Raw genomic sequence first — 13,145 nt, 5'->3', positions numbered from 1 at the left:
CCGGAGTGCGGATGGGTCTTCTGGTCGCGGCGGCGCCCTGTTGCCGACCAGATTGTTGTGCCTTGCCTTCTCTGCCTCCTTCAGTGTCACCCAAGTCGGTCTTCTCGAAGATCAACGGGTCCGATTCCCTGCGTGCCCGCCTGGCCGTCGGAGCCGTCTGCGCGACCGTCGCCGCCGGCGGTGTCATGGGTGTCGCGATGCACAAGACCGTGACCATCGATGTCGACGGCAAGACCCGTCAGGTGTCCACGATGGCGATGTCCGTGGAGAGCCTGCTCGAATCCGAGGGCCTCGCACCGGCCGGGGGTGACAAGGTGAGCCCGTCGCTCGACTCCGGTTTCGGCGAGCGACAGACCATCACGGTGAACCGTCTGAAGAAGCTGACCCTCGACGTCGAGGGCAAGCGCGAGACGGTCATCACCAACGCCTCGACCGTGGACCAGCTCCTCTCCGAACGCGGACTGACCCATGCCGCCGAGCAGGCGGACTTCGGCACCGACAAGCTGCCGGTCGACGGCGGCGAGATCGATGTCGCGCTCCCCAAGCCGGTGAACCTCGTCGACGGTCCGGCCAAGAAGCGGCCGACGGTCGCGGCCCACACCGTCGGCGAACTGCTCGAGGCCCTCGGAACGCCCCTCGGGCCCGAGGACAAGGTCGTCCCCGCTGCCGACACCGAGGTGACCCCCGACCTGAAGGTCATCGTCACGCGCATCAAGACCGAGGACGTCACCATCAACGAGCCGGTCGCCCCGCCGGAGATCAAGAAGGAAGACCCGACACTCGTCCGTGACCGCAAGGTCGTCGAGAAGAAGGGCACTCCCGGTGAGGCGCGCGTGACGTATAAGGTCACCACCGTGAACGGCAAGGTGGTCAAGCGCGACAAGCTGACGAGTGACGTGCTCACCGAGCCGGTCGCCGCCACCGTCCGCATCGGCACCAAGCCGGGCGCGCCGTTCGTGCCGCCGGGCTCGGTGTGGGACGCCCTCGCCCAGTGCGAGGCCACCGGCAACTGGGCCATCAACACCGGCAACGGTTTCTACGGCGGCGTGCAGTTCGACCAGAACACGTGGGAACGATGGGGCGGACTCGAGTACGCGCCGCGCGCAGACCTCGCCACCCGCGAAGAGCAGATCGCGATCGCCAAGAAGACCCAGGCCGTCCAGGGCTGGGGCGCATGGCCCTCGTGCACGTCCAAGTTGGGCCTGCGCTGATCGACGACCCGCCAGGCGACGCACCGCGGCTCCTCGGACCCGCGCAGATCCGCGAACTCGCCGCCGAAGTCGGTGTCCGGCCGACCAAAACGCTCGGACAGAACTTCGTCCACGACGCCAACACCGTCCGACGCATCGTCGCGGCTTCCGGGATCGGCGCCGACGACGTGGTCCTGGAGGTCGGGCCCGGCCTGGGGTCGCTGACCCTCGCGCTGCTCGGGACCGCCGGCCGGGTCGTTGCCATCGAGATCGATCCGGTTCTTGCACAACGGATTCCGCAGACGGTCGCCGAGTACGCACCGGCGCGGAGCAGTAACTTCGACGTCGTACTCGCCGACGCACTGCAGGTCACCCGTGACGACCTGCCCGTCGTGCCGACCGCGCTCGTCGCCAATCTCCCGTACAACGTGTCGGTTCCGGTACTGCTGCATCTGCTCGGGCTGTTCCCCGAGATCACGACCGCCCTGGTGATGGTCCAGGCAGAGGTGGCCGACCGGCTCGCCGCCCCGCCCGGTAGCCGCACCTACGGTGTGCCGAGTGTGAAGGCCCGGTATCACGGCCGGGTGAGTCGCGCAGGTGCGGTGGGGCGCAACGTGTTCTGGCCCGAACCCAAGGTCGAGTCCGGTCTCGTGCGCATCGAGCGCACCGACGACCACCCCACCGACCCGGAGTTCCGGCAGGCGGTGTTCGCGGTGATCGACGCAGCATTCGCCCAGCGCCGCAAGACGATGCGGTCGGCACTGGCCGGCTGGGCGGGTTCCCCGGCGGAGGCCGAACGACGGTTGCGCGCCGCCGGCATCGACCCGGGTATCCGTGGCGAGAAACTCGACGTCGACGACTTCGTGCGGCTGGCCCGCACCGTCTGATCGGAACCGCTGGGCCGCCCGGGATTTCAGTGCGACATTCTCAGCTCGACGCCGCCCGTAGTCTCTCCAGGAGCTCCGGTGCGGCGTCGCGCAGGAATTCGTCCTGCGTCTCGCCGCCGATCTGCACGAGCGCGATGTCGGTGAATCCGGCCTTCCAGAACGGTTTCACGGCCTCGACGATCTGGTCGAGGTCGGGGCCGCACGGGATGTTGCCCGCGACATCGTCCGGGGTGACGTACTGGGTCGCGGCGGCGAAGCCCGCGGTGGTCCGGAGATCGGCGTTGACATCCCAGCCGCCTGCGAACCAGCGGAACTGGTCGTGGGCACGTTCGACGGCGGCATCGCGGTCGGGGCCCCAGCTGATCGGGATCTGACCGATGGCGCGGGTGCCCTTGCCGTCGATCGTCGAGGTGGCGGCCTGGGCGTTCCACGCCGAGATCAGGTCCGGGTCGGGTTCCACGGCGATCAGATGATCGGCCAGCGGGCCGAACGTGTCGATACCGGACTCGCCGGCCACGGCGACGCCGATCGGCACCGGCTGGTCGGGGAGGTCCCAGACGCGCGCGGCGTCGACCTGGAAGAACTCGCCGCGGAAGTCGACGAGTTCGCCGGTGTGCAATGTGCGGATGATCTCGATGGCCTCGGCGAGCATGTCCTGGCGATCGGCGACCGCAGGCCAGCCCATGCCGACGACGTGCTCGTTGAGGTTCTCCCCCGAACCCAGTCCGAGGGTGAAGCGACCGTCGGCGAGGATCTGCAGGGTCGCGGCCTTCTGCGCAATGACGGCCGGGTGATAGCGGATCGTCGGGCAGGTCACATAGGTCATCAGCTCGACGCGCTCGGTCGCGTGTGCCACCGCACCCAGGACCGACCACGCGTAGGGGGCGTGGCCCTGGGCGGACAGCCACGGGAAGTAATGGTCGCTGCACACCTCGAAGTCGAAGCTGGCGCCCTCGGCGCCGATGGCGTAGCGGACCAGATCCTTGGGGCCGGCCTGCTCGGTCATCAAGGTGTACCCGAATCGGGGTGTCATCAGAACTCCTCTGCACGTCTTTCGTGGGCCGGGATCGGTCGCTTCGGTGTAGCCCGCGAGCCGTGCGGGTAAACGGACCGCCTCACCACGCGTCAACCGACCAGGAAAGAAGGTGCAGATGCCCGACGCAGACGCCGGAGCTCCAGTCGACACCGTTTTGCTCGACGTCGACGGGACCCTGATCGACTCGACCTATCTCCACGCACTCGCCTGGATGCGGGCCTTCACCGCGCACGACCTCACCCCGCAGTGGTGGAAGGTCCACCGTGCCATCGGAATGGGCGGCGACCGGCTCGTCGGCGAGATCTGCGGCGACGAGGTCGAGGAGTCGCTGGGCGACACCCTCCGCGACGACTGGGAGGGTCACTACCGCGAACTGGTGCCCGACCTGCGGCCGTTGCCCGGGGCCGTCGACTTCGTCCGAGGTCTGCTCGACGCGGGATACCGGGTGGCGCTCGCATCGTCGGGCAAGGCCGAATTCACCGACGCCGCACTGAAAGTGCTGGGGTTCGGTCACGACGATCTGGCCGCGGTCACCTCGTCGGACGACGCGGACGATTCGAAGCCGGCACCCGACATCCTGGAGGTCGCCCTGACGCAGGCGGGGGGTGGCCGGGCGGTCGTCGTCGGAGACACGGTGTGGGACGTCGCGTCCGCGCATCGGCTCCCCGCCGAGTGCGTCGCGGTCCGGTCCGGTGGTTTCGCCGAAGCCGAGTTACGCGACGCGGGGGCGGTACTCGTCGTCGACCACGTGGGCGAACTGTCGCGCCGCGGGTGGCGGCCCTGAGCGCATCTGCGAAGCGGCCGACTAGTCTGAATCACTGTGTCGCGAACGTCGCTGTCGGTGGTAACCGATTCCGTCACCGCGCGTGCCCCGTCGAAGGTGAACCTCCACCTGGGTGTGGGCCCGCGCCGGGCTGACGGGTACCACGATCTGGTCACCGTCTTCCAGGCGCTCTCGCTGCACGACGACGTCCGGGTCGCGCGCGCCCACGAGCTGACCGTCGCCGTGCGCGGTGAGGGCGCCGGTTCGGTACCCGCCGATGCCTCCAATCTCGCGGCCCGCGCGGCGCAAGCGCTGGCCGAGTGGGCGGACCGTTCGGCACACGTCGCCATCGAGATCGAGAAGACGATCCCGGTCGCCGGCGGCATGGCCGGCGGCAGCGCCGACGCCGCCGGAGCGCTCGTGGCGCTCGCGCATCTGTGGAAGCTCGACATCTCGCGTGACGACCTCGCCGAGATCGCCGCCGACCTCGGGAGCGACGTCCCGTTCGCGCTCCACGGCAACACCGCGCTGGGCACCGGACGCGGTGAGCAGCTGATGCAGGTGCTCTCCCGAGGCGAGTTCCACTGGGTGCTCGCCCTTGCGCGAGAAGGCCTGTCGACGCCGGCGGTGTACCGGGAACTGGACCGACTGCGGGAGAGTCGTTCCGACGAGACCGATGACGACAGCGACTTCCTGCGTCGCCCCGACGATCTCATGCAGGCGCTCGCGTCGGGTAGCCCCCGCGCGGTGGCGCCGTTGCTGCACAACGATCTCCAGCCCGCCGCCCTCAGCCTGCAGCCGACGCTGCGCCGCACCCTCCGGGCCGGGGTGGATGCGGGAGCCCTCAAGGGGATCGTGTCGGGGTCGGGTCCGACGTGTGCGTTCCTGTGCGCGGACGAGCAGTCCGCGGTGAACGTGGCCGCCGAACTGTCGGGAGCCGGTGTCGCCCGCGTGGTCCGCACCGCGAGCGGTCCTGCACCGGGAACCCGCATCCTGGGCACCGACTGAGGCCATCGCGTTGCGCTGACCTCGCATTTCTCGGAGGTCACTACAGTTGTGCGGGTGCTCCGCAGACCACTGACCGCCGTGCTGACATCCGCCGTCGCCGTGCTCGTCGGCATCGGGTCGCTCACGTCGACGCCGCCGTCGACAGCCGCGGCCCCCGACAACGGATTCGTGTTCACCACCCGCGACGTTCCCGACGACCAGCTACCGTCGGCCGCGGCCGCCGGTACCCGGCTGACCTACGCCACGCGGGACCAGCGTGGACGCCCGGCGATGGCGAGCGGCGTCTACTGGGTCCCGCGCGGCACACCGCCGCCCGGCGGATGGCCGGTGGTGTCCTGGGCGCATGGGACCGTCGGCATCGCCGACGAGTGCGCACCCACGAAGCATCGGTTGGGTGACGGGGTCGAAGCACCCGTGCGGGCCGCGCTGGAAGCCGGCTACGCGGTGACGGCCACCGACTACGCCGGACTCGGATCCGCTGGGGAGACCGACTATCTCGGCGGCGCGGCCGCGGCGTACTCGGTCGTCGACATGATCCGCGCGGCCAGGTCGGTCGACGCGGCCCTCGGTGGCTCCTGGGTGTCGGTCGGGCACTCCCAGGGCGGACACGCGGCACTGCACGCGGCGCACCGCGCACCGTCGTACGCTCCGGAATTGCCGGTCAAGGGGGCGGTCGCGATCGCTCCGGTGTCGTCGCTGGAGAACCTGTTCGGTCTCTTCGGACCGCGCGTACCCGGACTCGGCACCCTCAACGTTCTGAGCGCCCCGTTCCTCTACACCCTGGCAGGCCTGGACCATTCGCAGCCCGAACTCGGGGTCGGGGACTTCCTCACCGACAGCGGCAAGCGGTTCCTGGACCGGTCGCGCGCCCGCTGCAACGGTGATGTCGTCGACGCGCTGCGGTCGGTGTCGCCGGGATCGCTTGTCGCATCGTCGTTCACGAAGGACCAGAAGTTCCGCGACGCCCTGCGGGCCTACGCCGAGGTTCCGGCCTCCGGCTACCCGGCGAAGGTGACCATCGCGCACGGACTCCTCGACCCGGTGCTGCCGTATCCACTGAGCCGTTCACTGCGGTCGGCGATGAGCCGCGACGGCACTGACGTCGACCTGAAGACCTACGTGCGCGCCGACCACAGCAGCGTCGTCGACGGCTCACTGCCCGACGTCATGACCGCCGTCCGAGAGGCGTTCGGGCGGTAGTCACTCGATGGTTTCGCCGAGCTCCATCCAGCGTTCCTCGAGTTCGGCGAGCTCGGACTCCATCTCGCGGATCCGTTCGGTCTCGGCGGTCAGGCCCTGGTAGTCGGCCTGGTCGTGGTCGGCGAGAGAAGTGCGTGCATCGTCGATCTTGCTGTGCAGCTTGTCGATCCGGCGTTCCAGCGATGCCAGCTCCTTGTTCGCCGCCCGCAGTTCGGCGCCGCTGATCGTGGCGGTGGTCGCGGTCGACGACCCCCGGGAACCCGACGAGGTCGCCGAAGCCGTCGCCTTCTGTTGTGCCGCACGAAGTTTCAGGAACTCGTCCACGCCGCCGGGCAGGTGACGGAGGTTGCCGTTCATCACGGCGAACTGCTGGTCGGTGACGCGCTCGAGGAAATACCGGTCGTGTGAGACGACGATGAGGGTGCCGGGCCAGGAGTCCAGGAGATCCTCGAGGGCGGCGAGCATGTCGGTGTCGAGGTCGTTGGTCGGCTCGTCGAGGATCAGCACGTTCGGGGCGTCGAGCAGGATGAGCAGTAGTTGCAGACGCCGCTTCTGACCACCGGACAGGTCGCGCACCGGGGTCGAGAGCTGGGCGCTGTCGAAACCGAGGCGTTCGAGCAGCTGCGACGGGGAGAGCTCCTGGGCCTTCGATCCCGCACCGAACGTGTACGTGGTCTGCAGTTGTGAGATGACCACGCGCACCGGGTCGTCGAGGTAGCGGTCGAGGTCGTCGAGCCGCTGGGTGAGGGTGGCGACCTTGACGGTCTTGCCGCGCTTGACCTTTCCGCCGGTCGCCTCGACGGTGCCGGCGATGAGCCCGAGCAGGGTCGACTTGCCCGCGCCGTTGACACCGAGGATGCCGGTGCGTTCGCCGGGGGCCAGGCGCCATTCGACCCCGTCGAGGACGTCGCGGTCGCCGTAGGAGACCGACACGTCGATCAGGTCGACGACGTCCTTGCCGAGGCGGGCGGTGGCCAGCGACTTCAGGGCGACGGTGTCGCGGACCGGCGGGACGTCGGCGATGAGGGCGTTGGCCGCGTCGATGCGGAACTTGGGTTTGGAGGTGCGGGCGGGCGCACCGCGGCGCAGCCAGGCGAGCTCCTTGCGGGCCAGGTTCTGACGGCGCGCCTCGATGGTTGCGGCCTGCCGGTCACGCTCGACGCGCTGCAGGATGTAGGCGGCGTAACCGCCCTCGAACGGTTCCACGATCCGATCGTGGACCTCCCAGGTCACGGTGCAGACCTCGTCGAGGAACCACCGGTCGTGGGTGACGACCAGCAGCCCGCCGGCGTTGGCGGGCCAGCGGCGCTTGAGGTGATCGGCGAGCCAGGTGATGGCCTCGACGTCGAGGTGGTTGGTCGGCTCGTCGAGCGCGAGGACGTCGTATTCGCCGGCGAGGAGCCGGGCCAGCGACACCCGGCGGCGCTGACCACCGGACAGCGAAGCCGTGGGGGCCGTCCATTCCACGTCGCCGAGCAGTCCGCCGATCACATCCCGGACGCGCGGGTCCCCGGCCCATTCGTGTTCGGGCCGGTCGCCGACGACGGCGTGCCCGACGGTCTCGTCGTCGTCGAAGCGGTCGGCCTGGTCGAGCACACCGACACGCACTCCGCCACGCACCGTGACGCGACCGGAATCGGGCTGTTTGCGGCCGGCGAGCATGGCGAGCAGGCTCGACTTGCCGTCGCCGTTGCGGCCGACGATGCCGATACGGTCGCCCTCGTTGACGCCGAGGGACACCGAGTCGAAGACCTTGGTCGTCGGGTATTCCAGAGCCAGGGTTTCCGCGCCGAGAAGATGAGCCACGCCGACCAGGTTAGTGACCGGGTCCGGGAGGGTTACCGGCGGATCGCGCCGTTGATCATCATGGCGATCGCGAGCGCTCCCGCCTGGTTGACGTGGTAGGGGAGCGCGATCCGATTCGACAGTGCGCTCTCGTACCAGGGATTGATCAGATTGCACGGGTCGTGACCGAGCGACCCGCGGTTGGCGTCGACGAAAGCGCCGCCGACCTTGGTCGTCGCGCGCAGGAGCGCATCGTTGGCGCGGTGGAACACCTGACGCATCCACCGGGCGTCGGGGTCGCTGAGGGGGATCAGCGGCCAGCATCCGCTGTTTCCGATGAATCCGCCGAGTCCGACGACGATGATCTGCGCGCGGGGAGCCTTCTGGCGGATCGCCCGCAGCGCCGGGGTGACACGGTTCTCCATGAGCTGGACGCGCCACCGCACCTCGTTCTCGTGCCGCGGGTTGTGCCGGCAGCGTCGATCCGTGAGGGGCTGGCGGATCGCGCACTGCGCGAGGATCGCGGCCCACTGCATGTCGTTGCCACCGATGCTGACGGTGATGAGCTGGGCGTCGCGGGGGACCAGGTTCAGCTGGACCGCCTTCGCCCCGCGCGAGGTGTGCTGTGCGGCGCGATAGAGGTGCGCCGACTGCGCCCCGGCGCACGAGGTGTCGACGAAACGCCGTGGCAGCGTCATCGCCGCCACGTATTTCGGATAGTTGAGCGCCGACCGCTTACAACCGTCGAAGTACTCGGGTGTCGGCGTGAAGAATCCGCCCGAGGCCCGCGAATCGCCCATCGCGATGTATGGGCCGCCGGTGTAGCGCACGGGCGCAGCCTGCGCGGGGGATGCCGTCGCGGCCACCAGTGCTGTCACAAAAGCGGTGATCAAGACCGCTGCCAGGGCGCGCACCCCGCGCCGATACTCCCGCACCAACTGATCCCGCACTTTCCCACGTCCCGACCCCGCTGCTTTGCTCAGCGAATATTAAGGCAAGCAGATCACGCGTGTGCACGGAGTGCGTTCTCGGTGCTGCTTCTCGGCACTGATTTCGCACTCGGCGGGTCCGGCGTTACGGCACCCGCCGGATCACGTTGCGTCCTGTCCCGTTTGGCGGGACAAAACGCAACGTGATCTGGAAGCCGGACCTGCTAGAGCCCCAGATCCTTGGCGATGATCGTCTTCATGACCTCGCTGGTGCCGCCGTAGATGCGCGAGACGCGGGTGTCGGCGTACAGGCGGGCGATCGGGTACTCGAGGACGTAGCCGTAACCGCCGTGCAGCTGAAGGCAGTTGTCGATGACCCGGCCGGCGGTCTCGGTGGCGAACAGCTTGGCGCGGGCGGCGTCGGGGACGGTCAGCTCGCCCGCGTTGTGCAGCTCGAGAGCGCGGTCGACGATCGCGCGGATCGCCTCGACCTCGGCCGAGCACTCGGCGAGCACGAACTTGGTGTTCTGGAAGGCCGCGACCGGTTTGCCGAAGACGTCGCGTTCCTTCGTGTAGGCGATCGCGTGCTGCACGGCCGCGGCGGCGGTGGCCGACGCCCCGATCGCGATGGTGAGGCGTTCCTGGGCGAGGTTGTGGCTCAGGTACTTGAAGCCCGCGCCCTCTTCGCCGAGGAGGTCCTCGACCGGCACCTTCACCGAGTCGAAGGACAGTTCGGCGGTGTCGGAGGCCTTCAGTCCGATCTTCTCGATCTTGCGGCCGACCGAGAATCCCTCGGACTTGGTGTCGACCACCAGGATCGACAGTCCCGCACGACGGTTCTCGGGATCGAAGGGGGTGGTACGGGCGACGACGAGGATGCGGTCGGCGAGCGCGCCACCGGTGATGAAGGTCTTGGCGCCGTCGAGCACGTAATGCGAGCCGTCCTCGGACAGCTTCGCGGTGGTCGCGATGTTCGCGAGGTCCGAGCCGGTGCCGGGTTCGGTCATCGCGATCGCGAACATGATCTCGCCGGAACAGAATCCGGGGATCCAACGCTCCTTCTGCTCCTGCGTCCCGTACTCCATCAGGTAGGGGAGGATCAGGTTCGAGTGCACCGAGTAGCTGCCGAAGGTGACGCCCGCCGCGGAGGTCTCCTCCGCGATCACCAGGGAGTAGGTGAAGTCGGTGACGCCACCGCCGCCGAACTCCTCGGGGGCCTCGATGCCCAGGACGCCGAGATCGCCGAGCCGATTGTAGAACTCGCGCGGCGGATGGCCCTGCTTCTCCCAGTCGTGGTAGACGGGTACGACTTCCTTGGTGATGAAGTCCCGGATCGTCTTGCGGAAGGCCTCGTGGTCCTCGGTGAAGATGCGACGCTGCATGGTGATTCCTAAAGTGTTGGGGAAGTGGAGGATTGGTTACTGCTCGCGGTACTCGCGCAGGAGTCCCCTGGAGATGATCTGCTTCTGGATCTCGCTGGTGCCCTCGCCGATGAGCAGGAAGGGCGCATCACGCATCAGGCGTTCGATCTCGAACTCCTTGGAGTAGCCGTAGCCACCGTGGATGCGGAAGGACGCCTGGGTGACCTCGGCGCAGTACTCGCTGCACAGGTATTTGGCCATACCCGCGGCGACGTCGTTGCGTTCCCCGGAGTCCTTCAGCCGGGCGGCGTTGACCATCATCAGGTGCGCGGCCTCGACCTTGGTCGCCATCTCGGCCAGCGAGAAGGCGATCGCCTGATGTTCGGCGATCGGCTTGCCGAACGTGGAGCGCTGCTGGGCGTACTTGACGCCGAGTTCGAAGGCGCGCTGGGCGATTCCGCACGCACGCGCGGACACGTTGACGCGACCGACCTCGACGCCGTCCATCATGTGCGCGAAACCCTTGCCCGGCACCCCGCCCAGGATGTCGGTGGCCGGTGCGCGGTAGCCGTCGAAGACGAGCTCGGTGGTGTCGATTCCCTTGTAGCCCATCTTGTCCAGCTTGCGGGGGATGGTCACGCCCGGGACCACCTCACCGAAGCCGGCCGGCTTCTCGACCAGGAAGGTGGTCAGGTTCTTGTGCGGGCGCTCCTCGCCCTCCTCGGTACGGACAAGTGCCGCAACCAGAGTCGACGATCCGCCGTTGGTCAGCCACATCTTCTGTCCGTTGATGACGTAGCTGTCGTCACCGTCGCGCTTGGCGGTCGTCTTGATCGCCGCGACGTCGGAGCCGAGTTCGGGTTCGGACATGGAGAACGCACCCCGGACCTCGCCGGTGGCCATTCGCGGGAGGAACCGCTGCTTCTGCTCGTCGGTGCCGTGCTGACGCAGCATGTAGGCGACGATGAAGTGGGTGTTGATGACGCCCGAGACGCTCATCCAGCCACGTGCCAGTTCCTCGACGCAGAGGGCGTACGTCAGCAGCGATTCACCGAGGCCGCCGTACTCCTCGGGGATCATCAGGCCGAACAGCCCCATCTCGCCCATGCCGTCGACGATGGCCTGCGGGTATTCGTCCGCATGCTCGAGTTCCTGCGCATTGGGGATGATCTGTTTGTCGACGAAGGAGCGCACGTTGGCGACGATCTCCGTCTGGATCTCGGTGAGGCCCAGGGTCTGCGCGAGGCGGGCCATGGTGGTGGGTTCTCTCCCATGAGTAAGCGGTGCAGGTCGCACCGGCTGGCGGATGTGAGACGCAACGTACCCAAGCATGCCGTCCCGTGACCGCTGGAAGTAGACGCGATGCGCTAAGGGTGCGATAGCGCGAGCCAATGGTCGTCATGGAACGGCCGCGGCAGATTGTTCCGTGCCTAACTCTCGGATAGGGCCAGCCAATGGTGCCTGTTCGCAGCGCTGTGGCCCTCGACACATAGGCAGCTGTAGTCGGACCGTTCGCCGAGCGAACGTTGTGCCTCACATTGACGACAGTTTCAATCGAACGCAGATGTGATCCGCCCCACTGAATTCCCGGTCCATCTACTCTCAGACCATTCGCCTGAAAGAGGTTTCCCCATGACGGTCACGACCGCCTCCGGATCAGGCTCCGGCAAAGATCCCGCGGCAGCCCCCACTGCGCCCGACACCACCGATTTCGAGGTGACGCCAGGACGATTCGGCGGCGTCGGCCCGCTCGGCGAATCCCGGCTCACCGCATGGGGACTCACATCCCTGCTGGTCAGCCTGTATGTGATCAACTACGCCGACAAGGCCGTACTGGGCATCATCGCCAAGCCGCTGCGTGAAGAACTGGGTCTCAGCGCGTCCCAGATCGGACTCGTCGGAAGCCTGTTCTTCCTCACCTTCACCATCGGCGGCTTCTTCGCCGGCCTGCTCAACCGCTGGATGACGTTGCGCTGGTCGCTGGTCCTCCTCGGCCTGTGCTGGGCGGCGGCGATGCTGCCGCTGATCGCGGTGGCCGGTTTCGCGGTCCTGCTCATCAGCCGGCTCCTGCTGGGCCTGTCCGAAGGACCCACGTCGGCGCTGTTGCACACCGCCGCGTACGCATGGCATCCGCCGGCGCGTCGGGCGCTGCCCGGCGCTCTGCTGGCCGGTGCCGCATCGATCGCCAAGATCGCGATCGCCCCGCTCCTGACGGTCATCACCGTCAGCTTCGGCTGGCGCTGGGCGCTGTTCGTGCTCGCCGCCGCCGGTGCGGTCTGGGCCGTCGTGTGGCTGTCGACCTGGCGCCCGGGCCCCTACATCGCCGGCGGCAAGACCAAGAAGGTCGACGAGACGGCGACGGGCGAGACCTCGCCGGCCGACGCCGAGCCGGCCACCCCGTGGGTGAAGATCTTCCTCGCACCGACCTTCATCACCGGTGCATTGCTGGTCATGAGCGTCTACGCCCTGGTCTCGGTGGTGCTCACCTGGCTGCCGTCGTACTTCGAGGACGGCCTGGGCTACAGCCAGCTGCAGTCCGGTTCGATGTTCGCCTTCCCGTCGATCGTCGGTCTCGTATTGATGCTGCTCATCTCGATCACCAGTGACCGGATGATCACCAAGGGTGGGTCGCCGCGGATGCTCCGCATCGTCGTCCCGTCGGTGGGCGTCCTGATCTCCGGTGTCCTGCTGTTCCTGCTGCCGTCGGTCAGCACCCCGATGGTGTGTGTCCTGATCCTGTCGGTCGGCTATGGCTTCGCCGCCACGGTGTTCCCGCTTGCGTTCCAGGTCCTCGGACTGGTCGCATCGGTCTGCGCCGTGCTGGCGCTGATCTTCGCCAACCCGGCGCGCGACCGCACACGCCTGCGTCCGCATGCTGTGCTCACCGCCTGAGGCGACGCTTCTTTCATAGGCAGCACCTCATCGTCCGTGAGCGGGAATCGACTTGTCCGCCAGACCCCTTCGTGGTCGGCTCGACAGGACGGGT

The 13,145-nt window shown here is 68.0% G+C and carries 11 protein-coding genes; 6 read left to right on the top strand and 5 right to left on the bottom strand.

What is annotated here, in order from left to right; translation table 11 throughout:
• Window positions 1-83: 83 nt before the first annotated feature.
• A complete protein-coding gene (locus GOAMI_RS13365) occupies window positions 84-1,211 on the top strand; it encodes a resuscitation-promoting factor (protein ID WP_006437070.1) in 1,128 nt (375 codons plus the stop codon).
• Window positions 1,175-2,077, top strand: coding sequence for a 16S rRNA (adenine(1518)-N(6)/adenine(1519)-N(6))-dimethyltransferase RsmA (gene rsmA / locus GOAMI_RS13360; RefSeq protein ID WP_006437069.1), 903 nt, complete (start codon window positions 1,175-1,177; stop codon window positions 2,075-2,077). The genes GOAMI_RS13365 and rsmA overlap by 37 nt, the downstream gene beginning before the upstream one ends.
• A 40-nt stretch (window positions 2,078-2,117) precedes the next feature.
• Here rsmA and GOAMI_RS13355 read toward each other — a convergent pair whose 3' ends face one another.
• On the bottom strand, window positions 2,118-3,110 hold the full coding sequence (locus tag GOAMI_RS13355) for an LLM class F420-dependent oxidoreductase (RefSeq protein ID WP_006437068.1): 993 nt from the start codon (window positions 3,108-3,110) through the stop codon (window positions 2,118-2,120).
• A gap of 118 nt (window positions 3,111-3,228) precedes the next feature.
• Between GOAMI_RS13355 and GOAMI_RS13350 the strand changes: the two genes are divergently transcribed.
• Genes GOAMI_RS13350 through GOAMI_RS13340 form a run of 3 tightly spaced genes read left to right on the top strand, consistent with a single transcriptional unit; the run spans window position 3,229 to window position 6,084 of the window.
• Window positions 3,229-3,897, top strand: coding sequence for an HAD family hydrolase (locus GOAMI_RS13350; protein WP_040004828.1), 669 nt, complete (start codon window positions 3,229-3,231; stop codon window positions 3,895-3,897).
• 36 nt (window positions 3,898-3,933) lie between these two features.
• The gene (locus tag GOAMI_RS13345) at window positions 3,934-4,884 is read left to right on the top strand and encodes a 4-(cytidine 5'-diphospho)-2-C-methyl-D-erythritol kinase (RefSeq protein ID WP_006437066.1); all 951 of its coding nucleotides are present in this window, start codon (window positions 3,934-3,936) and stop codon (window positions 4,882-4,884) included.
• Between the two features lie 54 nt (window positions 4,885-4,938).
• On the top strand, window positions 4,939-6,084 hold the full coding sequence (locus GOAMI_RS13340; protein ID WP_416486767.1) for an alpha/beta fold hydrolase: 1,146 nt from the start codon (window positions 4,939-4,941) through the stop codon (window positions 6,082-6,084).
• On the opposite strand, the gene GOAMI_RS13335 is transcribed toward GOAMI_RS13340, so the two are convergent.
• The 4 genes from GOAMI_RS13335 to GOAMI_RS13320 all read right to left on the bottom strand — a co-directional run bounded on the left by GOAMI_RS13335 (window position 6,085) and on the right by GOAMI_RS13320 (window position 11,413).
• Window positions 6,085-7,890: an ABC-F family ATP-binding cassette domain-containing protein gene (locus GOAMI_RS13335; protein WP_006437064.1), complete on the bottom strand. Its 1,806-nt coding sequence runs from the start codon at window positions 7,888-7,890 to the stop codon at window positions 6,085-6,087. It lies immediately after the preceding gene.
• A 32-nt stretch (window positions 7,891-7,922) separates the two neighbouring features.
• Window positions 7,923-8,819, bottom strand: coding sequence for an SGNH/GDSL hydrolase family protein (locus GOAMI_RS13330; protein WP_006437063.1), 897 nt, complete (start codon window positions 8,817-8,819; stop codon window positions 7,923-7,925).
• Between the two features lie 203 nt (window positions 8,820-9,022).
• A complete protein-coding gene (locus GOAMI_RS13325; protein ID WP_006437062.1) occupies window positions 9,023-10,180 on the bottom strand; it encodes an acyl-CoA dehydrogenase family protein in 1,158 nt (385 codons plus the stop codon).
• Window positions 10,181-10,216: 36 nt separating this feature from the next.
• Entirely contained in the window at window positions 10,217-11,413 is a 1,197-nt protein-coding gene (locus tag GOAMI_RS13320) for an acyl-CoA dehydrogenase family protein (protein WP_006437061.1), read from the bottom strand.
• Window positions 11,414-11,791: 378 nt separating this feature from the next.
• On the opposite strand from GOAMI_RS13320, the gene GOAMI_RS13315 reads away from it, so the two are divergent.
• Complete coding sequence (locus GOAMI_RS13315) at window positions 11,792-13,051, top strand: MFS transporter (protein ID WP_006437060.1); 1,260 nt, start codon at window positions 11,792-11,794, stop codon at window positions 13,049-13,051.
• Window positions 13,052-13,145: the final 94 nt, after the last annotated feature.

Source organism: Gordonia amicalis NBRC 100051 = JCM 11271, from assembly GCF_000332995.1.
GTDB lineage: Bacteria > Actinomycetota > Actinomycetes > Mycobacteriales > Mycobacteriaceae > Gordonia > Gordonia amicalis.
This window is presented reverse-complemented; position numbering and strand designations above follow the sequence as displayed.

What these genes read in the sequence shown, in the direction of transcription:
- GOAMI_RS13350 (WP_040004828.1), top strand. Translation starts at nt 3,229, where the DNA reads ATGCCCGACGCAGACGCCGGAGCTCCAGTCGACACCGTTTTGCTCGAC.
- GOAMI_RS13325 (WP_006437062.1), bottom strand. Translation starts at nt 10,180, where the DNA reads ATGCAGCGTCGCATCTTCACCGAGGACCACGAGGCCTTCCGCAAGACG.
- rsmA (WP_006437069.1), top strand. Translation starts at nt 1,175, where the DNA reads ATGGCCCTCGTGCACGTCCAAGTTGGGCCTGCGCTGATCGACGACCCG.
- GOAMI_RS13320 (WP_006437061.1), bottom strand. Translation starts at nt 11,413, where the DNA reads ATGGCCCGCCTCGCGCAGACCCTGGGCCTCACCGAGATCCAGACGGAG.
- GOAMI_RS13315 (WP_006437060.1), top strand. Translation starts at nt 11,792, where the DNA reads ATGACGGTCACGACCGCCTCCGGATCAGGCTCCGGCAAAGATCCCGCG.
- GOAMI_RS13355 (WP_006437068.1), bottom strand. Translation starts at nt 3,110, where the DNA reads ATGACACCCCGATTCGGGTACACCTTGATGACCGAGCAGGCCGGCCCC.